The 22,999-nt window shown below is 61.4% G+C and carries 22 protein-coding genes and 2 pseudogenes; 10 read left to right on the top strand and 14 right to left on the bottom strand.

Annotated features, from left to right (window positions below):
• Positions 1–67: 67 nt before the first annotated feature.
• A complete protein-coding gene (locus J5Y06_RS05275) occupies positions 68–1,216 on the top strand; it encodes an amidohydrolase (protein ID WP_209333989.1) in 1,149 nt (382 codons plus the stop codon).
• A 767-nt stretch (positions 1,217–1,983) separates the two neighbouring features.
• On the opposite strand, the gene J5Y06_RS23550 is transcribed toward J5Y06_RS05275, so the two are convergent.
• Both J5Y06_RS23550 and J5Y06_RS05265 read right to left on the bottom strand, forming a co-directional pair.
• Positions 1,984–2,226: a LysR family transcriptional regulator gene (locus J5Y06_RS23550; RefSeq protein WP_385930716.1), complete on the bottom strand. Its 243-nt coding sequence runs from the start codon at positions 2,224–2,226 to the stop codon at positions 1,984–1,986.
• 49 nt (positions 2,227–2,275) lie between these two features.
• On the bottom strand, positions 2,276–3,145 hold the full coding sequence (locus J5Y06_RS05265) for a DMT family transporter (RefSeq protein WP_209333988.1): 870 nt from the start codon (positions 3,143–3,145) through the stop codon (positions 2,276–2,278).
• 1,294 nt (positions 3,146–4,439) lie between these two features.
• Between J5Y06_RS05265 and J5Y06_RS05260 the strand changes: the two genes are divergently transcribed.
• Entirely contained in the window at positions 4,440–5,525 is a 1,086-nt protein-coding gene (locus J5Y06_RS05260; protein ID WP_209333987.1) for an NAD(P)H-dependent flavin oxidoreductase, read from the top strand.
• 185 nt (positions 5,526–5,710) lie between these two features.
• Here J5Y06_RS05260 and J5Y06_RS05255 read toward each other — a convergent pair whose 3' ends face one another.
• Positions 5,711–6,547, bottom strand: a complete 837-nt coding sequence (locus J5Y06_RS05255; protein ID WP_209333986.1) for a LysR family transcriptional regulator — start codon at positions 6,545–6,547, stop codon at positions 5,711–5,713.
• Positions 6,548–6,653: 106 nt separating this feature from the next.
• Here J5Y06_RS05255 and J5Y06_RS05250 point away from each other — a divergent pair, with 106 nt between their 5' ends.
• Positions 6,654–7,307 carry a 5-formyltetrahydrofolate cyclo-ligase gene (locus tag J5Y06_RS05250; protein ID WP_209333985.1) on the top strand — a complete coding sequence of 218 codons (654 nt, stop codon included), beginning with the start codon at positions 6,654–6,656 and terminating at the stop codon, positions 7,305–7,307.
• 80 nt (positions 7,308–7,387) lie between these two features.
• On the opposite strand, the gene J5Y06_RS05245 is transcribed toward J5Y06_RS05250, so the two are convergent.
• Positions 7,388–7,921: a DUF488 domain-containing protein gene (locus tag J5Y06_RS05245; RefSeq protein ID WP_209334395.1), complete on the bottom strand. Its 534-nt coding sequence runs from the start codon at positions 7,919–7,921 to the stop codon at positions 7,388–7,390.
• Between the two features lie 199 nt (positions 7,922–8,120).
• On the bottom strand, positions 8,121–8,801 hold the full coding sequence (locus J5Y06_RS05240; protein WP_245247673.1) for a CBS domain-containing protein: 681 nt from the start codon (positions 8,799–8,801) through the stop codon (positions 8,121–8,123).
• A 490-nt stretch (positions 8,802–9,291) separates the two neighbouring features.
• Between J5Y06_RS05240 and J5Y06_RS05235 the strand changes: the two genes are divergently transcribed.
• Both J5Y06_RS05235 and J5Y06_RS05230 read left to right on the top strand, forming a co-directional pair.
• Positions 9,292–10,071: a glucose 1-dehydrogenase gene (locus tag J5Y06_RS05235; RefSeq protein WP_342453369.1), complete on the top strand. Its 780-nt coding sequence runs from the start codon at positions 9,292–9,294 to the stop codon at positions 10,069–10,071.
• 2 nt (positions 10,072–10,073) lie between these two features.
• The gene (locus J5Y06_RS05230) at positions 10,074–11,993 is read left to right on the top strand and encodes a glycoside hydrolase family 15 protein (protein ID WP_209333982.1); all 1,920 of its coding nucleotides are present in this window, start codon (positions 10,074–10,076) and stop codon (positions 11,991–11,993) included.
• A gap of 158 nt (positions 11,994–12,151) precedes the next feature.
• On the opposite strand, the gene J5Y06_RS23545 is transcribed toward J5Y06_RS05230, so the two are convergent.
• The 3 genes from J5Y06_RS23545 to J5Y06_RS23255 form a co-directional block, all read right to left on the bottom strand.
• The gene (locus tag J5Y06_RS23545) at positions 12,152–12,421 is read right to left on the bottom strand and encodes a transposase (protein ID WP_209333981.1); all 270 of its coding nucleotides are present in this window, start codon (positions 12,419–12,421) and stop codon (positions 12,152–12,154) included.
• Positions 12,422–12,513: 92 nt separating this feature from the next.
• Positions 12,514–12,669: a hypothetical protein gene (locus tag J5Y06_RS23540; RefSeq protein ID WP_209333980.1), complete on the bottom strand. Its 156-nt coding sequence runs from the start codon at positions 12,667–12,669 to the stop codon at positions 12,514–12,516.
• Between the two features lie 201 nt (positions 12,670–12,870).
• Complete coding sequence (locus tag J5Y06_RS23255; protein ID WP_280818995.1) at positions 12,871–13,002, bottom strand: hypothetical protein; 132 nt, start codon at positions 13,000–13,002, stop codon at positions 12,871–12,873.
• Positions 13,003–13,624: 622 nt separating this feature from the next.
• On the opposite strand from J5Y06_RS23255, the pseudogene J5Y06_RS23535 reads away from it, so the two are divergent.
• Positions 13,625–14,042 (top strand): annotated as a pseudogene (locus J5Y06_RS23535) (MgtC/SapB family protein).
• A gap of 528 nt (positions 14,043–14,570) precedes the next feature.
• Positions 14,571–14,900 carry a cupin domain-containing protein gene (locus tag J5Y06_RS05210; RefSeq protein ID WP_209333979.1) on the top strand — a complete coding sequence of 110 codons (330 nt, stop codon included), beginning with the start codon at positions 14,571–14,573 and terminating at the stop codon, positions 14,898–14,900.
• 13 nt (positions 14,901–14,913) lie between these two features.
• Here J5Y06_RS05210 and J5Y06_RS05205 read toward each other — a convergent pair whose 3' ends face one another.
• The 4 genes from J5Y06_RS05205 to J5Y06_RS05190 form a co-directional block, all read right to left on the bottom strand.
• Positions 14,914–16,479 carry a copper resistance CopC/CopD family protein gene (locus J5Y06_RS05205; RefSeq protein WP_209333978.1) on the bottom strand — a complete coding sequence of 522 codons (1,566 nt, stop codon included), beginning with the start codon at positions 16,477–16,479 and terminating at the stop codon, positions 14,914–14,916.
• A 68-nt stretch (positions 16,480–16,547) separates the two neighbouring features.
• Positions 16,548–17,078, bottom strand: a complete 531-nt coding sequence (locus J5Y06_RS05200; protein WP_245247567.1) for a YcnI family copper-binding membrane protein — start codon at positions 17,076–17,078, stop codon at positions 16,548–16,550.
• 120 nt (positions 17,079–17,198) lie between these two features.
• Positions 17,199–18,335, bottom strand: a complete 1,137-nt coding sequence (gene nirK / locus J5Y06_RS05195) for a copper-containing nitrite reductase (protein ID WP_209333977.1) — start codon at positions 18,333–18,335, stop codon at positions 17,199–17,201.
• Positions 18,336–18,386: 51 nt separating this feature from the next.
• Positions 18,387–18,821, bottom strand: a complete 435-nt coding sequence (locus J5Y06_RS05190; protein ID WP_209333976.1) for a pseudoazurin — start codon at positions 18,819–18,821, stop codon at positions 18,387–18,389.
• A 218-nt stretch (positions 18,822–19,039) separates the two neighbouring features.
• Here J5Y06_RS05190 and J5Y06_RS05185 point away from each other — a divergent pair, with 218 nt between their 5' ends.
• Positions 19,040–19,303 carry a DUF1858 domain-containing protein gene (locus J5Y06_RS05185; RefSeq protein ID WP_209333975.1) on the top strand — a complete coding sequence of 88 codons (264 nt, stop codon included), beginning with the start codon at positions 19,040–19,042 and terminating at the stop codon, positions 19,301–19,303.
• Here J5Y06_RS05185 and J5Y06_RS05180 read toward each other — a convergent pair.
• Positions 19,258–19,962, bottom strand: a complete 705-nt coding sequence (locus tag J5Y06_RS05180; protein WP_209333974.1) for a Crp/Fnr family transcriptional regulator — start codon at positions 19,960–19,962, stop codon at positions 19,258–19,260. The genes J5Y06_RS05185 and J5Y06_RS05180 overlap by 46 nt on opposite strands.
• A 265-nt stretch (positions 19,963–20,227) precedes the next feature.
• On the opposite strand from J5Y06_RS05180, the gene J5Y06_RS05175 reads away from it, so the two are divergent.
• The gene (locus J5Y06_RS05175) at positions 20,228–21,382 is read left to right on the top strand and encodes an NnrS family protein (RefSeq protein ID WP_245247566.1); all 1,155 of its coding nucleotides are present in this window, start codon (positions 20,228–20,230) and stop codon (positions 21,380–21,382) included.
• Positions 21,383–21,499: 117 nt separating this feature from the next.
• A pseudogene (locus tag J5Y06_RS05170) lies at positions 21,500–22,093 on the top strand (5-formyltetrahydrofolate cyclo-ligase).
• 105 nt (positions 22,094–22,198) lie between these two features.
• On the opposite strand, the gene J5Y06_RS05165 reads toward J5Y06_RS05170, so the two are convergent.
• A complete protein-coding gene (locus tag J5Y06_RS05165) occupies positions 22,199–22,732 on the bottom strand; it encodes a DUF488 domain-containing protein (protein ID WP_209333973.1) in 534 nt (177 codons plus the stop codon).
• Positions 22,733–22,999: the final 267 nt, after the last annotated feature.

Below are 22,999 nucleotides of genomic sequence, written 5' to 3'. Positions count from 1 at the left end.
CCGGGCTTCCGAAAACCGTTTCGGAACCCGATCATGGCTGCGGTATCAACTGCTGGAGAGCTTGACCTTGACCCTGACCAACCATGACCTGATCGAACTGACTGCATGGCGGCGCAAGCTCCATCAGCATCCGGAAACCTCGAACGAAGAAGAGAAGACTGCCGCGGAAGTGGTCGCGTTCCTCCAGGATACAGATCCGGACCGCATTCTGACCGGAATGGGAGGTCATGGCGTGGCGATGATCTACGACAGCGGGAAGCCCGGCTTGGCCGTGCTGTTCAGATCCGAACTCGACGCACTTTCCATTTACGAACTTTCCGGCGTGCCGCATGCATCGCTTGTACCGGGCAAGTCGCATATGTGCGGCCACGATGGCCATACCACGATCCTGGCAGCGCTTGCGCGCCAGTTCGGGCGCAGGAGACCTGCGACGGGCCGCGTGATCCTGATGTTCCAGCCAGCCGAGGAAAGCGGCGATGGCGCTGTCGGCATCGTCAACGATCCTCGATACCGGGAGATTGCGCCCGACTTCGCATTTTCCCTGCACAATCTTCCGGGTGTTCCCTTCGGCGAAGTCAGGCTGAAGGCTGGAACCGTGAACTGCGCGTCGCGGGGCATGCGCATCAAGCTGACAGGCAAGACCGCTCATTCTTCCATGCCAGAAACGGGCGTGTCGCCGATGCCAGCAATCAGCCAGCTGATGCCGCGACTGCCGATGCTCGGACGGATGACCTTCCAAGACGACGACTTCCGAATGGTGACCGTATCCCATGCTTGCATGGGCGAAGCCGTCTACGGTGTCGCTCCCGGCTATGCCGAGGTGTGGGCTTCGTTGCGCACCCGGCTCGACGACAACATGGCCGAGCTTTGTCAGGCGGCCGAAGCTCTGGCGGCCGACATTGCTACGGAGCACGGCCTGGCGCACGGAATCGAATACCACGAAGTCTTCGTCGCCAGCGTCAATGCACCGGAAGCGGTCGAGCACCTTCGACGGGCGCTTGAGGAGGAAGGCATCCGACACAGCGAAGATGCCCTCCCGATGCGGGCATCGGAAGATTTCGGCCTCTACCGCCGCAGCGCGAAGTCGGCGATGTTCTTCCTGGGAGCCGGTGAGGATCACCCATCCCTGCACAACCCGGACTACGACTTTCCCGACGACCTGATTCCGATCGGGGCCAGGGTGTTCGCACGGGTGGCTGAAAACCTTCTTGGATAGTCCTGTGGGCCTCGACGCACGCGTTCCTGGAGAACGAGAAAGAGGCGCAGTTCACGCAGCCTGATGCGTACGCGCCCATCGAGTGGAGACGCGGCATCCCCGCCCCTGCGGAGTACTGGACGCTTCTGGACTTGAAGCGGGAGTCGATGCCGCAGAAAGCGCCAGCAACCGCTTCAGCGGGTGAGACTTATCAGGAGCGACCGCTGACGGTCGACTGGAAAGTCTTCGTCTACGCCGCCCCTCGTCCTGATGGTCGGGGCGGCCGGGCAAGGAGCGGATGCCGCTCCGGATGCCCTTGGGCTCTCCTCGCCCGCGCCGGTGGGCGGCACACGGCCGATTACTTCTGTCGATCACACGATACTGCCTGCGCGAGACGCAGCGGCTTCTAACCTTCAGAGCTCCGTCAGCCCGCTTGGCGACATCCAAATACACAACTTTTGGATGTGGCAGGTACCTGACTTTGGGCGTGGAATATCGTCCTATCCAGAAGGTCAGCAATTTCAAACAGATCCGAAGGGGGTCAGTATCGAACTTTACGATCGCTAGCAGCTGCCGCAGCGCCGCGCGGGAGTTCGGCTTGAAACCGCGAACCCTTGACAAGCTTCTCGGGAACCAGGCATCATCGACGACGTATCCCTCCGGAAGTCACCGAACCAGATCTGGTTCGAGGCTGCCTCACTCGTCGAAGCCTCGTCCTCCGCAACGATCTTGGTTGGCTCCACCCACAAGCTCGATGATTAACGCGTCGACAGGCATCGGACAGAACGCTATCCACCTAGCGGCGGCAACTCGAAGTGCGGGATTCCACCACCGTCACCGCCGAAGCTCGGGATCTCGATCTGGATCGTCGACGGATCAACCGGCATCTGCAGCCACTCCTCAAGGCTGCGTACCATCTGCCCGACCGCGGCGGCGGTGACGTTGAGCTCCTTGCCAGCGCCAGAGAAGCTTCCGTGACGAGCGCTGGCTTCGAAGGCGCGCATGGCGTTGAGATGGACAGGCGATCGCATGAGACCTCCGGTTCTTCCTGCTTCGTGATCTGGAGGAGCACGGTAGCACTCACCGTGCAACGGCCAGGGCAACCCCGCCAAGAGTAAGCCCCATCGCCAAAGTCTCTCGTGGTCCCAGGTGTTCGCCGAGCATGGCGGCAGCGGCCACGATACCGACGATTGGAACCAGGAGCATACCCGTCGCAGCCGTGGAAGCAGGCAGGCGGCGCCTTGTCTCGAACCAGGTCAGATAGCACAGACCCATCGCGATCACGGTCATGTATCCCATGGCCAGTCCTCCAGCGAACGACAGCTGTGTCAGGTCAGGCCCCTCGAACACGATCCCGATCAACATCATCACTGAACAAGCCACTCCGACCTGCCATGCCACGAGGGTGAACGGGGGTATCACATCGCCTCGTGGGCGGAGCACGCTGCCGAGGGCAAAGAGCACCGCGGCTCCCACTGCCAAGCCATAGCCTAGCAGCTTGTCGGTTCCGACAGCCAGGCCCTGTCCGCCAAGCAGGACACCAATCCCGAGGAACCCCAGTCCCAGACCGAGGAGCTCCCTTGCGGTTGGCTTCGCGCCAACAAGAAGCCAGGCGAGCAGCGTTGTCCAAAGAGGCATCGTATACACGACGAGAGATGCCTCGCTGACGGTGAGCCATTGCATGGCGACTGTCGAAAAGCCCATCCAGGCGAAAACGTTGGTGAAGGACCCGAAGAGCAGCGAAGGGAGTGTCGGTCGCGCAATGGCGAGGCGCTCCCCGCGCTTAACCGCCACCAGCGCAAGAAGGGCAGCGGCAATCGTTCCAGCAAGCCCGCGGGAGAACAGCGGCGGCCACTCTTGGAGGAGGATCTTCATCCAAGGCCAGTTCAGGCCCCAGCCGATAGCGGTAGCTACAAGACAGGCGTAGCCGATGCCGCGCGATCCAATCACAGATGTTCCCCCGTGCGTACTGTCGCTTACCTGATCCCCGGGTATGATGAAATCGATCAGCGAGAACGATCGGTGCCTCCCCGCAATCGCGGTTAGCAGATCGCTTTCATTTGCTTGGTAGCTTCCGAACCGGGAGCCGCGTCGCCGAGGCCGCCTGAACTTCGGAAGCGACGTCTCCGGCTAAGAGGTCGTGCGTCTCCGCCGAGATGAGTTTTCGAGACAGCAGCATCACTCTGTCTGGCAGGCGCTGGGACAGGAAGCGCAGGCGGCGCGACAACCTGTGGCCAACTTCTCGGGAAAACGCATCAGCTGAACGGAACCACCAGCCTTCCCTGCTAAATCGCTAATTGTTCTGGTGCCTCCGCGGGCAGGATAACCAGGCCACGAAAGCTTCGCAGCTCGGTTCCAATTGGGCATCGGTTCAGCCAGGCCGTGATAAAGTCGCTGCGAGCCAGGCATGATCAGGATGGGGCATCGACCGTGTGGCCGGACCAGTCGTCGTGCATGGCTTAATCTACAATGCCGCGCTGGTGGTTGCCCCATCGCTGAAAGACGCGGCCAACCTCACTTACTGTGGAGCGGTCATTCCAGTAGATGCGCTTCTGTCGCGCTCTTGTTTCCCATTCTGAAATCAGCGCGCGTGCATTACTGTCGATGAACACGTAGTGCAGGAGGTTTGCGTCTTCTGGCCCATATATGCATTAGCTGCCTTCACGTTCCAAAAACGAACCATCACGTAAGCTGGCACGGCGAACGCTTCCAAGACTTGCCGAAGCCGTTTCAGGAGCGCCTTACTTCGGGATGTGGATGGCCGCGACGGGTCATAGCGACCTGCCCAGCCGGAAAAGATGAACCGGCTCGGCCTCCCCAGCCTGAGGGCGCGGGCCCATCCCGACAGAGTGTCAGATGACACGGAGGCCGCGCGGCCCTGCTCCGTCCGCGTGTACTAAATCGTGCTCACACCCGCGGCCTGAACTGCCTCCTTGCGACGCAGCCGGGCATCCTGCGCCGTCTGAAGGCTGCCGTATTCACGATCATATCCCTTCCCACCACCGTCGCTCCAACTGGCTTCAGCGTCGTAGGCAACCTGCTGGGGCGCTCGAGAGTGGCGGTGCGGATGTTCAACCTCCCTATGGCAGCCCTGATCGTCCTATCGCTGCCCGCCATGCTGGCCTGAAGGAGAAGCAACGTTCGCGGTCGCGGGACCTTCCGGCAGCTTCTTTTCGTCTGTTCTTTTGGCCGACCTGGCAATAGACTTCGCTGTCGCTGTTCCGCGAAACAAAGAGAGTGCGCGATGTCATGGCTTGACGGACGAATGCTCGACCTGCTCGGCATTGAATTTCCCCTGGTCCAGGCGCCCATGGCGGGCCCAGTGTTTTCGGACATGGTAGTGGCTGTGGCTGAGGCTGGGGGCCTGGGCTCCCTTCCCTGCGCAACCATGTCCCCCGCTGACGTGCGCAGGGAACTCTCGATCATCCGCCAGCAGACCAGCCGACCGATCAACGTAAACTTCTTCTGCCACATCCCGCGGGCGATCGACCCAGAGCGAGAAGCCCGCTGGCGTCAGCGGCTCAGGACCTACTATCTGGAAGCGGGGCTGGATCCTGATGTCCCCGTCCCAACCTCCAACCGCACTCCTTTTGACGATCAGCTCTGTGATCTGGTGGAAGAGTTTCGGCCTGAGGTGGTGAGCTTCCACTTCGGCCTTCCGGAGCCGCGGCTGCTCGAGCGGGTCCGGGCGACTGGAGCGAAGATCCTCTCTTCCGCAACCACGGTGACGGAGGCGCGCTGGCTGGAGCAACATGGCTGCGATGCAATCATCGCGCAGGGCTTCGAGGCCGGGGGACATCGAGGAAACTTCCTCAGCGAAGACATTTCCAAGCAGGTGGGCACTTTCGCGCTTGTTCCGCAGGTGGTGGACGCTGTCAGCTTACCCGTCATAGCGGCGGGCGGGATCACCGACGCGCGCGGTATCGCTGCGGCGTTGATTTTGGGCGCCGCAGCCGTGCAGATCGGCACCGCTTACCTGTTTACGCCTGAAGCCCGGGTCGCGGCCCCACATCGCGCTGCGCTCCGCAGCGAGCACGCGGAAGAGACCGCCCTGACCAACGTTTTCACGGGGAGGCCGGCCCGCGGCATCGTGAACCGCGTCATGCGTGAGGTCGGCCCAATGGCTCCTGAAGCGCCTGCGTTCCCTCTCGCGGGTGGAGCGCTGGCGCCGCTCCGCGCGGCAACGGAAAAGCAGGGGTCCGGAGACTTCATGTCCCTTTGGGCAGGACAGGCAGCCCGCCTCGGGCGCGAGATGCCGGCTGGCGAGCTGACGCGTCAACTTGCGTCAGAGGCCCTCGCCATCTTGAACAGGCCTGGGCTATCCCGCTGACGTGCGAGGCGGCTCTAGCGAGAACGGGAGCATGGACGCTGGCGGCGGCCTCAAAGGCTCGGCCGTCTTGTGCAGTACCGCCTTACGAGAGACGAATGCAGCTGCCAGCGGCAAGCCAAACGGCAGAAAAGCCGCACGCTCGTGACCGCGCGCTGTTGAACCCAGACCCGTGGAGCCAATGTCCGTCAGCGCTCGACTTGCTTCAGGCCCCGCAGCGCGTGCTGGACGTCGTCTCGTTCTTCGGCTGCTTCCGCATAGATCGCGTAGGCTGGATACGTGAACTCGGGCGCTCCGCCCACCTTCTGCAGCTCGCCGGACGCAATGTGGGGCGCAACGGCACCACGCCGGAAGTAGCCACTGCCTCCGACACGAAGGATATAGCCTAGCGCCAGAGGACCCAGGTTCACAGCCACACCCGCACCCGTGAACGCCGAGCCATAGTCGCGCGGCACACCGGGCTGGGAACCCCAGTCGACATGCACGTAATCGATTTCACCTCTTTTCTCCGCTGGAGGAGAGCGAACGAGCACCAACTGCTCCTCCTCGACAAGTTCAATCTTGAAGCCGGGCAGCAGCTTGGGCGCATAAAGGACTGCGATGTCCAGCACACCTGTCCGCAACTGTTCGAGGAGCTGATCCGGGACACCCACGTGGGCGCGCAGGGCAATCTTCGGCTGCTCCTTCTTCATCCAAACAAGCCAGTCGAGCATCAGTGGATTCCAAAGGCTGAGCTCCGCGCCGAGAGTGATCATGCTGGTGCGCCCGGCCGGGACGGAAAGCTGCTGGCGCGCCCGCTCCCAGATCTGAACGAAGGATTGAGCGAAGCGTTCGAACTCGCGGCCTGCGGCAGTTAGCGTGGCGCCACTTCGATTACGCACGAACAGCCGCTGACCCAGCTCCTCCTCCAGCGTCCGAATACGGGCGCTAACCGTTGTTTGCGTTACGTGGAGGCGGTCAGCGGCCTTCAGGAAGTTTCCCGTATGGACGATCTCAAGAAAAGTGCGCGCGCGATCGATGTCCATTGCACCCCCTCTCGCTGCAATAATCTTGCACCTTTAGTGCATCTAATTCCGTTTGCCTTCCCTCAAAGGTGGCTGCAAGTTTGTGGCAGTCCCTTTGAGGTGCGCCATGTCTGATCCTGAAGGCTCCGATGTTCATGAATACGCCTCCCCACCCTGTTTCCTGCATGAACTGGAACCGGGCTTCCGGCAGGAAATGGTTCGGGCCGACACCTGGAATAATGTGTCTCGCTGGCGCAAGGCGGAGCGCCGGCGACTCATTGCGGAGCGCATGGCCGTGGAGGCGGACGAGCGAACGCTTCGATCGAGCCGCCTGGCGGATAGACTCGACGAAGCTATAGGCGAAGTAAGCGAGCAAATCGTCTCGAGCTACTGGCCGTTCCGCGGTGAGCCGGACCTGCGCAACTGGGCGATCAGGGTCATAGAGCGCGGCGGACGTATCGCGCTGCCTTTGGTCATCAAGAAGGACGCGCCGCTGGAGTTTCGCATCTGGGTCCCCGGAGATCCCCTGGAGCGTGGCGTGTGGAACATCCTCGTACCGTCACATGGTCCAGCCGTGCTGCCGGACATCGTGATCGCACCGGTTGTTGGCTTCGACGCGGCGAACTATCGTCTTGGCCATGGTGGAGGCTTCTTCGACCGCACCTTGGCGTCCATGCCCCGCATGCCGCGCAGGATCGGCATCGGCTTTGCCAGCGCGCGAATTCCGACAATATACCCCCAGCCCCACGACGTTCCCATGGATATGATCGTCACTGACTAGCGCCTGTTGTCGGGAGGAGCCTGATTCCCCCGTCCATGAGCTCTCGCAGCCTCGGAAAGGCTCAGCTGACACCTGGATCCTCAGGCGGAAGGATAGCCGATCGTGCCGTCGGGGTGCGGCCGGGCACCTAAAGTAAGGGTGGCGGGTTCGACCCGGGCTCCGCCCATCAGGTGGAACACCGCCTCGCCGCGTGCGAGCAGATAATCAGCGACGAGGCGTCGATGGCAGCGCCACCACACGGCTTCCGAGCACATCATGGCAACCCGGCGCTCTCGACCGAGCCGGATAAGTCGCTCCAGTCCCTCCTGAAAGGATTGGGACATGGCGTAGTCGGCGTAGTTGCGGAAGCTCTGGTTGGTCCAGAAGGCGTTGGTGTCATCCTGATCCGCCTTGCGCTTCTTGCGCAGGCCGCCGAGCTCGGCAAGGTGCGTGTAGCCAATCTGATAAGGCGCAAGATGATTGGCAATCGTGTCGGTGTTGTACTGGGGGTTCGTGCGTGAGCGGGGCACCGTGCGGATGTCGACGACGGAATCGACGCTTCCGGCCCTGAGCAATGCAACAAAATCCTCGATCGAGCGGGTCGAGTGACCGACGGAGAAGAAAGGATTGTCCAGGAATCGGCAACGGGAGCGCGGCGAATCCGTTCCGCAACAGCTATACCCAGTGGTGGTGCCGTGGTGCCCGAGCCCACCTCCGAAGTCCATCGTCTACGGTGGCGGTGGCTGCGTGGTGTCGGCTCACGACGGCGTGTACAGTCATCCCGAGTGATAAGGCAGTTCCTCAGGTGATCCTAAGATGAGAACGTGCCATCCTTCAAAACAGCATGGCCGGATGATCGATGATGATGCGCTGATCATCGATGCCTCTTACACCGGAGACGCTTTCTGCCAGAACGCGCGTTGCTTTACGTTCGTCTTCGCAGCTGATGGCACCCTTCAGGGTGACAAACCCGCTCTTCACCTCAATGCGTGCTCCATTGACGCTAGCCCAAGGCTGGCCACGCAACTCTTCCTGCAACCTTGTACATATGGTGTCGTCGTCCCCTTCCTGGGACAGCGGCGCCTCCACGCTTGCCGCGGCAACGATCGCCTTCATCAAGTCTGCCCTGCTCACGATTCCGATCACGGATCGGTCCCTAAGGACCGGGACGCGCTTTATCCGGTTGCGATCGAGGACTTCGGCGACATCCGTTATGGGGGTCAGTTCAGCAACCGTGTGCACATGCCGGGTCATCACATCGAACACGTGACGCGAATGCGAACGAGCATATTCCTCCGCTAGGACGCCGCTGTCTTGGAACAGCCGGAACCACCAGGAGTGACGATGTTCTGCGGTTCCGATCTCCGCCCTATGGATTAGGTCTCCCTCGCTCAGTATCCCCACCAACACGCTACCGTCGATAACCGGAACCGCGCTGATCTTCTCGTCGATCATCAGCTTGGCCGCCTCCAGGATCGTGGCGTTCGGGCCGATTGATAGAACTGCACCGCTCATGATGTCCTTGGCGTATAGCATCCTCACACCTCAGCGTTTGGAACATTCTGGAAGTAGAATGAGCCGACGCCTGCCTTGGATCAAACGAATAGAATTGCCGATCGGCAGCAACTTCTTTGTTGCATCGGATTCAAGAAGATCTTGATCGTCGTCGGCAAACTCACTCCACGCGAGGTACTTGATTTTCGGCTGGAGAGCGGCACTCCATCGTGGCTCGACCAAAGCACGGTGGGTTCGGGGCAGCATGCATGACTTCACGGAGTTTCATCCCCGGGGAACAACGAGAATATCCTTAGCTGAGGACAGGGCGCGAACAATGCTCAATAGTGTTGAGCTAATTAGCTCCAATGCATTGCGCACAAATTGCCAGGATTGTCGTTCGCCCTAGTTCAGCGGGATGAGTAGATCCGATACCGCGCACGCTAGTCCTTCCGAAGCAACACGACCTTCGTCACGAGATCCTCACTCTCTTGTCGGGCAGGTCGCGATCGTGACCGGCGCTTCGTCCGGCATCGGACACGCGGCCGCAAAAGCACTGGCGAAGGCGGGCGCTTCTGTGCTGGTCAACCATCCTCCCACGGCAGGGTCTATGGAGAAGGCGGCGGCGGTCGTCGCTGAAATCAAAGCCGACGGAGGAGTCGCGGCAGCCCTCGGCGCCGATGTTTCGAAAGAAGAGCAGGTCGACGCGATGGTGCGAGAAACCCTCCGGCTCTTCGGCGGGCTGGACATCATGGTTGCCAATGCGGGCATCGAGCGGCCTGCGCCTATCCACGAGATGAGCCTGAGCCAGTGGCAGGCGGTAATCGATGTCAACCTGACCGGCGCCTTCCTCAGCGCCAGAGCGGCCGCACGTGAATTCCTCCGCCGAGGACCTCAGCCGAACCTGTCCCTGGCCGCTGGCAAGATCGTGTTCACGAGCTCAGTGCATGAATTTATCCCCTGGGCCTTTCAGGCGAACTACGCTGCCTCCAAGGGTGGCATGATGCTCCTGATGAAATCGATGGCGCAGGAACTCGCGCCTATGAAGATCCGGGTCAATTCGGTTGCACCGGGCGCAATCCGAACGCCGATCAACGCCGCCAGCCGGGACACCCAGGCAGAGATGGAGGACCTCCTCAGTCTCATCCCCTACGGTCGATTAGGGGAACCGGAGGATATCGGCCGCACCGTCGCCTGGCTTGCCTCGGACGCATCGGACTACGTCACCGGGACGAGCCTGGTCATTGACGGAGGCATGAGCCTTTATCCTGCATTCAGAGGCGCTGGCTGACCATGAGCACCATTCGTTCTCCCCTGAGCTCGGCCACGAGATCTCGGCCCATCGAAGACTACGGTTTGATCGGCAACATGATGTCGGCGGCACTTGTTTCCCGCGACGGTTCGATCGACTGGCTATGCCTTCCCCGTTTTGATTCCGCCGCGTGCTTTGCGGCTCTCCTTGGTGGGCCGGAGCATGGACGGTGGCAGATTTCGCCCGAGAAAGAGGACTGCCGCATAACGCGGCGGTACCTGCCGGGAACGGCCGTCATAGAGACCCGTTTCGAGACAAAGGACGGCGCAGCCACCCTGACCGACTTCATGCCGCTGACCGAGGACGAGGAGAAGATCGACGTCGTTCGCATCGTGAGCGGCGTGCGCGGCAGGATTGACATGAAGATGGAGCTGATCCTTCGCTTCAATTACGGCGAAGCCACCCCTTGGGTGCGCCGTCGAGACTATGGGTTGAGCGCGATCTGCGGCCCTGATGCGGTCGAGCTTCATACCGACCTGCCCCTTTCAGGGCAGAACATGACGACGCTTGCATCCTTCGAGGTGAGCGAAGGCGAGACCGTTCCGTTCACGTTGTCCTACCACCGTTCGCACAAGACGCCGCATTTTGTGGCTGACCGCACAGAAAGCCTCAACAGAACCGTTTCCTGGTGGCGCGAATGGTCCGGCCGTTGCAGGTTTGACCCGAAGGGCCCATGGCGAGAGGCGGTGCTGCGCTCGCTGATCACCTTGAAGCTCCTGACCTTCCAGCCCACCGGCGGCATCGTCGCTGCGCCGACCACGTCGCTGCCGGAAGCCATCGGAGGCACCCGCAACTGGGACTACCGCTTCTGCTGGATCCGGGATTCCACCCTGACGCTCTATGCCCTCCTGAACGGCGGCTACCGGGAGGAGGCTGAGGCATGGCGCGAATGGCTGCTGCGTGCCGCTGCCGGCCATCCGGAGCAGTTGCACATCATGTACGGGATCTCGGGCGAGCGCTGGCTGCCGGAGATAGAAGTGCCGTGGCTACCGGGCTACGAAGGTAGCCCGCCCGTCCGCGTGGGGAACGGAGCGGCCGGGCAAAGCCAGCTTGATGTCTATGGCGAACTGATGGACGTTCTTCACGCCGCCCGCGAGGCCGAGCTCAGCCCGCACGGTGAGGCCTGGCAGTTTCAGAAATCCCTGCTTGGCCACGTGGAAAAGGTCTGGCGCGAACCAGACCACGGCATATGGGAAGTGCGCGGTCCTGCGCGCGCTTTCACCCATTCAAGGCTGATGTGCTGGGTCGCGTTCGATCGGGCCGTCAAGGCCTGCGAGCGGTTTGGGCTTGAAGGCCCGACCGATCATTGGCGGGCCGTCCGTGACGAGATCCGAGCTGACATTCTCGAGCATGGTTTCAACGCAGGAAAGAACAGCTTCGTTCAGTCTTACGGAAGCGACAGCCTTGACGCTGCACTGCTGCTCATCCCCCAGGTTGGCTTCCTGCCCCCCGACGATCCGCGCGTCAGGGGGACGGTCGCGGCGATCGAACGGGAACTGATGCACGATGGCTTCGTACTCCGCTACGTCACGGAAGAGGTGGACGACGGGGTCGGCGGTCGCGAGGGCGCCTTTCTGGCCTGTTCGTTCTGGCTCGCCGACGTTTACGTTATGCTCGGCCGTATGGATGAGGCGAACGCGCTGTTCACGCGGCTGTTGGCGCTTCGCAATGACCTGGGGCTGCTTGCGGAGGAGTATGATCCGGTCGACCAAAGGCAGTTGGGGAATTTCCCTCAAGGCTTCACACACGTTGGTGTCCTTAACACTGCTTGCAACCTGGTTGATGCCCACGGCCCTGCGATCCAGCGTTCTGAGCGTATGGCACCCGTGAACTACGGTGAGGCCGAGGCGCTGCAGCAGCGATGTGCCTCAGCGAGGTCCTCGAGCCTCTCAGTCTGCTGAGCTTCGGCTTCAAGAACACGATCAACAAGTCCGATTACGGCGCTTACGGCTTCCTTGCCTCGCGCTGGATGATTTCGTTGTCCAGAGCGGTGATGCGCTCATCGAGATCGGTCAGGAGGTCGAGCGTGACGTGGAACATTGAGACCGCCGCTGCAGGGCTAACATGCCCCCAACTCATCATCGAGAAGATCACAGAGCATCGAGACGTAGGTTGGGCCTTTCGGTGCGACCCAGCCATACTCGGACAGGTTACCGCGGACGGCAGCGATGAGCTGGGTGCGCTGGCGAACCAGGAGGTCGCGGGCTCGGAACACGAGCGCGGATGCCTGCTGCTCCTCGCTCTTCACGGCCACGAAGCGCATGATCGGACGCTGCGCTGCCTCGCAGATCGCTTCGGCATCCACCGCGCGGTTCTTTTGCCGCTTCACAAACGGCTTCACATAAGCAGGCGGGATAAGCCGGACCTCATGGCCCAGCCTGGTCCGTTCCCGAGCCCAGTGATGCGCGCCACCGCAAGCCTTCAACGCCACGGTGCAGCGCGCTGCGTGGCGCTGAAGGCCTGCAGCTTGGCCCGCGTCAGGTGCTTCGGAAACAAGCCCCGGCCACCCTCATCGGCACCGTGCGCATGAAACACATTCTTCGCGATATCCAGACCGATCGTAGTAACCTCAGACATGGATGCCTCCTCTTCAATGGTTGAAACACTCCTTTCTGGCACATCGATGCCGTCGGGGGTGTCCACCCCATCGCCCAGATCACGCCATTCTGGCCTGCGGCAGCTTGCGACCCCTGGTCGGCGGTTCAGTGTCTCACATGCTTTGAAAAAAGCTGCGACAACGTGTTGTTCGCGCATCGCTCGTTTCGCGATAAGTGAACATCAGGAGGCGATTGGCTTCTTTACCAAGCGTTCACGAACCGCCGCCGCCAGGACAATGGCGAACCCCACCGCAATTGCAACGGCCAGATCGTCGAGCATGATGCCGAGGCCGCCGGAGAAGTTTTCAACCAAGTGAAAGGCCAGGGCTTAAAGCGGTCAAGGCCAGGATAAGTATGGCGAAGCCGCCCGTGGCAAGCCAGCTTGTACGTCCTAAGACCATCACTCCCGCGAGATAGCCGGCCACCTCGTCTATGACGATACGGCGGCCGTCCTTGACGGCGAACGAGGTCTCTCAAGTCTCCGATGCCCAGAAACCAACCAGAAATATCACGATCACGGCCATGAGAAGCAAGGGAGACCGCGGAATGAGCAACGCCGCAAGCGGCAAGACACTGGCGACCGCCAGTCCAGCACGCAATGGATCGGTCAAACCTGCGCGAACCACGTGCCGAGCAACACGTATTCATCGGCCATTGACGCGGGGCTGACTTCAAGAATGGAGATCATGCACGGATGTCCTAATGTGGTTGTCAGCGCTCGCGGAGTACCTCAGCATCTCGGCCATGGCGAAGCCGATCACAGGTGGTTCGTCGTTCGAATTGCCAATCAAGTGTTTGTCTGGCATGCGCCTTAACCACAATCAGAGGATGGGCAAGAGGAAACTGTTTCGGGACACGAAATCTGGTTGACCCTCGTTGATGAATTTTCGGACGTTCCAGATTTGTCTGCCATTACTCGTACCACGTTGCGCCTGGTGATTGCGGCAGTACTTGGCGGAGCCCTTGGATACGAATGTGAAAGCAAGGGGCGAAGTGCTGGGGTGCGGACCCATATGCTCGTCGCTGTCGGTGCAGCGATTTTTTGTCTTGGGTCCCTTGCAGAGTGGCATGCCTATCGAAGATATGTCGCGCGTGCTGCAGGGCATCGTACAGGGGATCGGCTTCCTAGGCGCTGGCGCTATAATTGTGCGGACTGCGCATCATCAAGTCGAGGGCTTGACTACGGCTGCTAGTATTTGGGCGACAGCCGGGATCGGTGTGATTGCGGGACTCGGATTGGAAGCCACGGCCATCTTATCGACAGTGATCGTCCTAATCATCCTCGCAGCAGTACCCCGCATCTTGCCACAGACTTCTAACGCAGATGCAGAGAGAAGAGATTCAGGATCTTGACTGCTTCCTTGATACGTTGCCGTGTAAGTTCGCTGGGCCAGCAGCTTTCGCAGCGTCGCCTGCCGAAGCCTGCCAGTGCGTATCCCAGCCAAGTACAGCCGTTTGCATCTGCCTACACACGCTGCAACAGGAAAATTCCGGCAACCTTCCTGGGCCGGTAGCTAACCGTCGGGTTGCAGGCGAATGACCCGCAAACGCAGCCGTTCTGCTTACTCCCCAATCTGGCGTAGAGTTTCCTGTCATCCGATCTATAAAGTGACATGCCACTTCTGCAGCAAAGACACCCTCGTCCGCTAGTCAGAGCGGGTGCTGGACCTGGAACGGCCCGCCTGCTGCTGGGCATGGTTCGGAAGCGGCAGCCTAAGCGGGAACTCTATCGTCCCGTCCTCATTCCGTATACCGCCTCGGCGCTTTGCTGCAGCTCTCGTGTATCGGACAGGGTGCAGATCGCGGCTGCTGCGAAGACGCATCTGACGGAGACAGGATGGCATTCGAGGCGGCTGCAAGGCTTCGCTTCCGGAGGAAACTATGGCACTCAAGCATGCTAAAGCCATGGAGGTCGTAGACGTATCGCCGCTAGGCGACGCGCTTCGCGGATCGAAAACTCATGCGATCGTCAAGACTGCCTCTTTCGAGGCCATTCGCCTCATCTTACCAGAAGGGGCGGTGCTCCCCGCACACAAGGTGCCCGGGGAACTCACGCTCCATTGCCTGGAAGGTCGCGTGGAGATCAGGACGGAGGGCAGAAGCCTGGAACTCGCTGCCGGCTGCTGGATCTTCCTAGAAGGCGATCAAGTCCACTCGGTTGAAGGCCTCCAGGATTCCTCCTTGCTCCTCACGATCATGCTGACGCGCTAGCGTCGGCTGGCGATCAATGCGCGGCAATCTGGACCTCCAGCCGAAACACCGCCTTCTCGAAATCGCTGACGAGAACCTCGACCTGAACCACCCAATCGCCGCCGAGCGGCAGGTCGACCGTTCCTGAGACCTCTCCCTCCGGGGATTTAGCCAGAGGACGCTCCAGCGCTTCGATTCCGGACGACGGAAGGGACCACGCGGTCGTGACTTCCTGCACAGCTAGCGCCTTCCCATCCGCATCAGAAAGCTGGGCCGACACGTGGTTCTGCCCCAGCGCCCCCGGGTGGATCATCAACGCCAGGTTCCGCTGACCTGACCGCGCTTCATAGCGGGTGGGGGCCGCCTCAGTCGGTCCCGCCGATGCCTGTCCGCCTGCGAAGGCCCGCGGCGGCGGGGTCTGGCCGAGCATCGACGTGGCCATGATGATCGCGGCGATCAGGACTGTCTCGGCGACAAGGCTGCGTCGAAGGAGGAGTGGGCCCCTTCTTGCGAGGTTCGGCAGGAGCACCTGCCTGTTGAGCGCAGCCAGCCCCAGCAGGGGGAGTACGAGGCAAATCTTCAGTGCCCAGGTCCAGCCGTAAGGGGTGGTGAAAACTGCGTCCGGACTGCCCATCTGAAGAAAGCTCAAAAGGGATCCGGCAAGGATCAGGACCACCACTAGCCCAATCGCCAAGCTCGAGAACCGGTCGACCATCCGGACGCCGTCCACGGGCGACATCCTGGGAAGCATGATCCACAACGGCCACAGAGATCCCGTCCAGAAGGCTGCGGCCACGCCATGGATGTAGACCGCAGGAGCGGCGATCGAAGCAGGCGGAGCAATGGCCGCGTGGCCAGTCAAGGGAAGCGATGCAAGCGCCAGAAGGCTCCCGCCGCCGACCACAAGACGGTCCCACCTGGACAATCGTTGCAAAAGACCGACCACGAGCAACAGCAGTCCTGCAACTCCCGCCATAGCGCTCCTCAGAAGCGTGGTCCCCGCACCTGCGATCCATGGTTCCCTTGTAAGCAGTCCGGGAAATGGCAGTCCCGTCAGTTGCAGTCCGTTAAGCCCGACCAGTAGCACGAGTGTTGTCGCGGCAAGGGCAGCGAAGGTCAGCAGCCCGCGCAGAAGCGCGCGTGGAACATGTTCGCCCTTGAGCACCAGCAGCACGAACAGGCCGCCTCCGGTTGCGGCCAGCAAGGACCCGTAATGGAGCGCGCGGACAAGGGCCGCAAGAAGGTCGATGCCTCCAGCCGCTTCCTGCGCCGGAGCGATTGCAGCGCTTGTCCCTACCCCGAAGGAAATGGCGCCCGCGACAGGGTGGCCGTCGAGGGAAGTCACGTTGTAGCTGAGGACATAGCTGCCCTGCCCAAGGTCATCCGGCAGCGGCACCCGGATCCCGTTGTCGGCAGTTTGCGTGCCGTGCAACTCCGGCAGCGGTTCAGCCGATCCCGCCAGGCGAAGTTTGACAGGAGCGACAGGCTCACTGAACCTCAGGACCACCTCCGAGGGCATCCTCTGGACGCTGCTGCCGTCCAGAGGATCGGATGAGACGAGAACGGCGTGCGCCAAAGCGGGCGATGGCAGCAACGCCATCAAAATCATGGCTCCAATTGCAAGGATTATGGCCCATGCGGAAGAGCGCACTGGTAGTTGGCAGGCGGTCAATGGTGGTGCGGTGCTGCAGGGGTGATCGTGACCTCGGGCGCAGGCTCCTTGAGGTCATGGGAATCCTGCCCTTCAGCCGGAACCTCGATCCAGCGCACAGTGGTGGCTTCACAATCCTGCACGACCGGGAAGCGTATTACCGTTCCCGGCTCAGCCTTCGGAAGCCGCGCCCGGAACACGAACTCGTCGTACCAGTCGTCGGGCAGCTTGCCTCCTGTCCAGGCGATCTCCCGGACGCCCTCAGTGAGGGACTGGTCGTAGTATCTTACAGGCTCGCTGTATGACTCGACCTTGGTGGAGAGTTCCCAGCCTGCCTTGGGCATGGGCTTCACCGCGATCACGCCCTCGGGTATCTGCACCCGGATCGAGGTAGTTGCGGCACCCTCACAGCCGTGGCCGACCTTGAGCACTCCCTTGTAGGTGCTCTCTGCAGGCGCTTCAGCGGGCTCGATTGAGACATGCGCCAGCGCTTGCCCCATCAACGCGGCGGTCATCGCTGCGGCGGCCGCCAGCTTGAGCATCGTCATAAATTTCGTCCTTGTCGTTTGTGGCTCTGCGGTTTGAACCAGCAGCAGAGCTCGACGGTTGCGAACCACCGAAAAGGGCGGGATCGTGTTCCGCCCTCTCCCGCGTATCTGGAAACCTCGCTACTCCGCTTGTTCGGACGCGTGGAAGATCTCGTGGTTCGCTTCGCCCTCCACAATCAGGAAGCCCGCAAGCCCGCGTTCCACCCGCGACAAGGCATGATCCACCAGAACATAGCGGCCGGGTACCTCGGTCTTAAACTCCACGATCGTGGCGCCGCCCGCCGGCACCGTGACGGTCTGCACGTCGGTCAGCGGTGGCGAAGTCACCGATCCAAGCTGATAGACCTTGTCGAAGATCTCACCGATAACATGGAACGAAGAGGTGAAGTTCGGTCCGCCAACACCGAAGTATATGCGGACAGTCTCTCCTACATTCGCCTTCAGCGGGAAGTGCTCCGTGAGCGCGCCGACATGGCCGTTGAGCACGAAATATTCCGGCCGCTCGTTCAGCAGCTTCTCGTAGCTTTCGGTTAGCAGGCCCGATGAACCGAAGGTTTCTTCCGTGTAGATCTCGCCCTGCATGACGTAGAACTCGCGGTCTACAGGCGGCAGGCCTCCTTCGGGCTCCACCAAGATCATGCCGTACATGCCGTTGGCGATGTGCATCGCGACAGGCGGCACAGCGCAATGGTAGACATAGAGGCCGGGATTCAGAGCTTTGAAAGTGAAGCCTTTGGTTTCGCCAGGTGCTGCCGTGGTGGCTTCCGCACCGCCTCCGGGTCCGGTCACGGCATGGAAGTCGACATTGTGCATCATGGAACTGTCTTCGGCGTTCTTCAGCGTCACCTCGACGATGTCACCGACCCGCACGCGAACGAAGGGCCCCGGCACGGTGCCGTTGAAGGTCCAGTAGCGGAAGGTGGTGCGGCCATCGAGCCGTGCTTCCAGTTCAACCGTCTCGAGCTCGACCTTTACAGTTTCTGGCTGCTTGCGTGTGATGGGGCCCGGAATGTCGGTCGGGTTCTTGCCGATATCCGTCAGGCCGTCCACAACCTGGTAGATGCGGTTGCTGAGGCTGCCGCCGGGCGAGGGCATTGCGTTGGCGCCGTGTGCGCCATGGCTGTGCTGTGCTGCAGCCGAGGACGTGCCGGCGGCCAGAGCGGCACCCGCGACGGCGAGGCCGGCTGTTCCCCGCAGGAGATTGCGCCGAGAAATGTCGACGTGTTCGCCGTCCACGGCATGTTGGATGCTGTCCATGGTCTCATTCACTTTCTGGATTGGAAGGACGCGGGGCCGAAGCCCCGCTTGTTACTGGGCTGCCTGCGCCAGTAGCTCGGCCATCTTGGTCTTGGCCTTGCCAGGATGCTTCACAGCCAGGGCTTCTTCAGGAACGGCCGCTTCGCCGACCTTGATCACGGCGACCATGCCCATCCCGTAGTGCGGCGTGCACTTCACGCCCCAGATGCCTTCCTTATCGAGCGTGACCTTCACCTCTTCGTTGATCTTGCCCTTGAACGGCTCGCCGCCTTCTGGCGTCATGCCCTTGATGCTTTCGGCATTGTGTCCCTTGTCAACAATAACGAAGGTCACCGTGTCGCCTGGGGCAGCCTGGACGAAGTCCGGCTCGAACACCATCGCGCCCTTTTCACCCTTGTTCAGCATCTTCACCTGGTGGTCAGCGGCGAAGGCCGGGCCGGCGAAAGCCAGCGCTGCTGCAGCGGCCATAAGGATCAAGGATCTCATTTTATCTTCCTTTTGCAACTTGCGTCTCTCGGGGACACCTGTTCTCCCGATCGATCTGCGCGTTGTGTAGCCCTTACTCGCGAAGGCGACTTTGCGCTGGATCAACCCGTCAAGATTTTGTTGCTGGCCCGGCTTTTTTGTTCCGGCACAACGAAAGACCGCCGCCACGGTGCTATCCCTCTCAAACAAGCAGGGAGCGGCGGAGCGCGAGAAAGTTGATGTCAGAACTTCATGATCAGAGGCTGGTGGACGAGGTGATGCGCCAATGGCCACCTACCGTCGCTGTATTCCTCAGGTACAAGATGCGCTGCATTGGATGCGCCATCGGTCGGCTGCACACGATCGCGGAGGCTTGCCGCGAGCATGACGTGGACCCACGCTCGTTTCTGACAGATCTTGAGATAGCGATCTTGGCACCACCTCGCCCCTCATGTCCTCAGCCGTCCGCCGAGCTTCCTTCGCCGATCATCAGCAGCTTGTGAGGCTCGCGGAGTAGTAGGTGCTGACGGTCGCCCTCCAGCAGTCCCTTGGATTCCCAGCAACTCATGATACGGCTCACCGTGTGCAGTGTCGTTCCGGTCATTTCAGCGAGATCCTGTCGTGTGACAGCGAAGTCGATGAGTATGCCCTTGTCAACTTTGCGACCAGCCTGTCCTGCGAGGCGGGTAATCGCGTTTGCGAGGCGGCGCTGAACTTCTTCGGTGGACAGTTCGGTGATGCGGGTATGAGCTTCCTCCAGCCTCTGGCCGAGGGCCCGCATTGCTCCAGCACCGAGAGCAGGTACCTTCTCGACAAGTCGCAGCCACATCGTGGATGGCCAGGCCAAAACGACGCAATCGGCTGCCGCCTTGGCTGTGGCAGGATAGGTGTTTCTTCCGATCGCGGCTGCCATGCCGCAGACTTCGCCAGCGACCACAAAGCGGATCAGAACCTGGTCGCCATCGGACGTAAACTTCATCACCTTCAAGCGCCCGTCCAGCAGGAAGAAAAACTCATCTGCTTCAGCAGCTTGCTCGAACAAGGTGGCACCCTTGGCCACCCTGCGGGTTGCCGCGCTCTCCAGGATCACCTCCATATCTGCGTCGGCAAGACCGCGGAACAGAGGAAACGGACGGAGAAGGGAGCGATCAAGGCGTGACATGTCTCGCAAGTAGCGCTTTGCCGCGCCAGCATCCAGCGCCCTGAATCGCTGAACCTTGCGGCAGCACAAGGTTTGGCTGCCCCTGTTCCTGTAGAAACACTGTCACGTCCGAGCTCCGCGCAGGCGTTTAACCACCCGGGGGTTACCTCGTTTGATAAAGTTCCCTTTCCAGCTCGTCCGGCTCCGCACCGAATCCGCCCGACCGTACCGTGCCCCGGAGGCGGCGAAAGGCCGGGGAGACCGGTATCGACGGGCGGGCCGCGTTTTGGGCGGAGCACCTGTTTGGAGCTACGGCTTCAGGCCCTTCTTTCTGCTTGGCGCGCTTTACGCCGCCTTGATTGTGCCATTCTGGGTATGGGCTCACGCAAGCGGCTATGTCCTGCATGGACCCTTTTCGGGTAGCGTTTGGCATGCGCATGAGATGCTGTTCGGATTTCTTTCCGCAGTGATCGCCGGATTTGTGCTCACGGCCGTGCCGAACTGGACGGGACGGCTTCCCTTGAGCGGAACGCGTTTGGCCGTTCTGGTGCTGTTGTGGCTCATCGGGCGGATTGCATGCGCGACGGTCGCCGCGCCATGGGTGGCGCTGCCCCTCGATATGCTGTTTCCCGTCAGCTTGGCGTTGGCGATCTGGCGCGAGGTGCTCGTCGGCCGTAACCTGCGCAACATCCCAGTTGCGGCACTTCTTTCCTTTTTTGCGCTGGCAGGAGCCCTCCACCACCTAGAGGCCAACGGTATATTTGAACCAGGTCTCCCGGTGCGGCTTGCGCTCGGCGTAATCACGCTTTTGATGGCGCTGATCGGAGGGCGGATCATTCCAAGCTTCACCCGCAATTGGCTCGTTAAGCAAGGAAGCAGAACCTTGCCAGCTCCGTTCGGATTTCTGGACGGCCTAGCGCTAGCGACAACCCTCAGTGGGGTGCTCGCCTGGATCATCGTACCACAGGCCGTATGGGCGGCTGCGCTTCTGTTGATAGCGGGGACCTTCCTGATCGGACGTCTGCTGCGCTGGAAGGGCTGGCTCTCCTGGCGCGAACCAATTCTTGCAGTGCTTCACCTCGGCTACCTTTGGCTCGCAGCTGGGGTGGCGATGCTCGGTGCGTCTATCCTCTGGCCCGGGCTGGTTCCAGCTGACGCGGCAATCCACACGCTGACAGCTGGCGCTGTCGGGACCATGACGCTGTCGGTCATGACACGCGCCAGCCTCGGCCATACAGGACGCCTGATCGCCAGCGATCGGATCACCACACTGATCTATGCTGCAGTGTCCCTAGGAGCCCTGCTGCGAGTCCTGGCTCCCATGCTTCCCGATGCTTACGGAGCGGTGATCATTGCCAGCGGCAGCGTCTGGACCTTCGCTTTCCTGCTGTTCGCGATCCGGTACGGGCCAATCCTGTGGCGCCCGCGTGAGGGAGCGTGACCCGAGGGACGTGGAAACCATTTGCCTTCCTCTTTCATGCGCTGCAGGCTTGATTAGGCTTACTCGGAGTGGCTTACGTCAGATACCGAACGCCCGGCTGCGTTGCCTGAGTTCCAGATGGACCGGGTTCGGGCCGACTCTTGGAGCGACGTCTCGCGCTGGCGCAAGGCCGAGCGCCACCGGCTGATCGCTGAGCGAATGGCTTTGAACGCCGACGAGCGGGCGCTCCGGTCGGCTCGCCTGGCGGCGAACCTTGATGAAGCAGTTGGCGGGGTTAGCGGGCAGATCGTCTCCAGCTACTAGCCTTTCCGGGGCGAGCCCGACCTGCGCGATTGGGCGATAAGGGTCATGGAGCGCGGGGGGCGCATCGCGCTGCCTGTAGTCATCGAGAAGGACGCGCCGCTGGAGTTTCGCCTTTGGAAGCCTGGTGATCCGCTGGAGCGCGGCGTTTGGAACATCCTGGTCCCTTCGGGCGGTCCCGCCGTGCTGCCGGACATCGTGATCGCACCGATCGTTGGTTTCGACCAAACCAACTTTCGTCTCGGTCATGGCGGAGGCTTCTTCGACCGTACCTTGGCGGCCATGCCTCATATGCCGCGGAAGATCGGTGTGGGGTTCGCCACTGCCCGCGTCACGACCATATACCCACAGCCGCACGATATCCCAATGGACATGATCATCACCGACGAAGCCGGAGTTCCGCGCGTCTGATCGGACGCGGCCGCTGTGGATGTCTTAGCTGCGGGCTGCGGCCTCCGCAGCCTTCATGCGTTTTCAACTTGAAACCTGGGCGTCCTTGGCTTCCGGTGGAAGAAATCATTCCGAAGGATAGGTGATCATGCCGCCCGGCTGCGGCCGGGCGCCTGGAGTAAGCTCGGCCGGTTCCATCCTCGCCTCTCCCATCAGGTGGAAGACCGCCTCGCCGCGTGCGAGCAGGTAGTCAGCGACGATGCGTCGGTGGCAGCGCCACCACACGGCTTCCGAGCACATCATCGCAACCCGGCGCTCCCGGCCCAGCCGGATCAGGCGCATGAGTCCCTCCTGAAAGGGTTGGGACAGAGCATAGTCAGCATAGTTGCGGAAGCTCTGGTTGCTCCAGAAGGCATTGGTGTCCTCCTGGTCCGCCTTGCCCTTCTTTCGCAGGCCGCCGAGCTCGGGAACATGCGTGTAGCCAACCTGATAAGCCGCGAGCTGATCGGCGACCGTGTCAGTGTTGTACTGGGGGTTGGTGCGTGAACGGGGCATGGTGCGGATGTCGACGACAAAGTCGACGCTGCCCGCCCTTAGCAGGGCCACGAACTCCTCAATCGAGCGCGTCGAATGACCGACGGAGAAGAAGGGGTTTTCCATGTCGTCGAAACGAGGCGCGGCGACTCGGGTTCCGGGCGCAGGCTCGGCCCGAGCGGCGGCACCTCGGCACCTCATGAGCCGCCAAGAGCCACCAATCGCGGCCGGCGCGCAGACAAAGGAGATGGAAGCCCCGCCGTGGACGAAGAATGATCGGTTTCAACTTGTGTGGGCCCCAAGGCTTAGCGCGGAGATCACAGCGACGGAGCATCGTAGAAATGTTTGTTCCCGCGCAAACATTCGCCTGATCGTCTGCGATAAAGAACGAGC

Origin of the sequence: Tianweitania sediminis (assembly GCF_017813335.1) — a bacterium.
Lineage (GTDB): Bacteria > Pseudomonadota > Alphaproteobacteria > Rhizobiales > Rhizobiaceae > Tianweitania > Tianweitania sediminis.
The sequence above is the reverse complement of the archived record's forward strand: the minus strand, read 5'-3'. Positions and strand labels throughout refer to the sequence as shown.

Excerpts from the sequence above, each read along its gene's own strand:
- J5Y06_RS05205 (WP_209333978.1), bottom strand. The coding sequence starts at position 16,479 with ATGGCGTTGCTGCCATCGCCCGCTTTGGCGCACGCCGTTCTCGTCTCA.
- J5Y06_RS05240 (WP_245247673.1), bottom strand. The coding sequence starts at position 8,801 with ATGAGCGGTGCAGTTCTATCAATCGGCCCGAACGCCACGATCCTGGAG.
- J5Y06_RS05185 (WP_209333975.1), top strand. The coding sequence starts at position 19,040 with ATGTCAGAACTTCATGATCAGAGGCTGGTGGACGAGGTGATGCGCCAA.
- J5Y06_RS05200 (WP_245247567.1), bottom strand. The coding sequence starts at position 17,078 with ATGACGATGCTCAAGCTGGCGGCCGCCGCAGCGATGACCGCCGCGTTG.
- J5Y06_RS05190 (WP_209333976.1), bottom strand. The coding sequence starts at position 18,821 with ATGAGATCCTTGATCCTTATGGCCGCTGCAGCAGCGCTGGCTTTCGCC.
- J5Y06_RS05255 (WP_209333986.1), bottom strand. The coding sequence starts at position 6,547 with ATGGACATCGATCGCGCGCGCACTTTTCTTGAGATCGTCCATACGGGA.
- J5Y06_RS05260 (WP_209333987.1), top strand. The coding sequence starts at position 4,440 with ATGTCATGGCTTGACGGACGAATGCTCGACCTGCTCGGCATTGAATTT.
- J5Y06_RS05180 (WP_209333974.1), bottom strand. The coding sequence starts at position 19,962 with ATGTCACGCCTTGATCGCTCCCTTCTCCGTCCGTTTCCTCTGTTCCGC.
- nirK (WP_209333977.1), bottom strand. The coding sequence starts at position 18,335 with ATGGACAGCATCCAACATGCCGTGGACGGCGAACACGTCGACATTTCT.
- J5Y06_RS05165 (WP_209333973.1), bottom strand. The coding sequence starts at position 22,732 with ATGGAAAACCCCTTCTTCTCCGTCGGTCATTCGACGCGCTCGATTGAG.
- J5Y06_RS05210 (WP_209333979.1), top strand. The coding sequence starts at position 14,571 with ATGGCACTCAAGCATGCTAAAGCCATGGAGGTCGTAGACGTATCGCCG.
- J5Y06_RS05230 (WP_209333982.1), top strand. The coding sequence starts at position 10,074 with ATGAGCACCATTCGTTCTCCCCTGAGCTCGGCCACGAGATCTCGGCCC.
- J5Y06_RS23550 (WP_385930716.1), bottom strand. The coding sequence starts at position 2,226 with ATGCGATCGCCTGTCCATCTCAACGCCATGCGCGCCTTCGAAGCCAGC.
- J5Y06_RS23540 (WP_209333980.1), bottom strand. The coding sequence starts at position 12,669 with ATGTCTGAGGTTACTACGATCGGTCTGGATATCGCGAAGAATGTGTTT.
- J5Y06_RS05250 (WP_209333985.1), top strand. The coding sequence starts at position 6,654 with ATGTCTGATCCTGAAGGCTCCGATGTTCATGAATACGCCTCCCCACCC.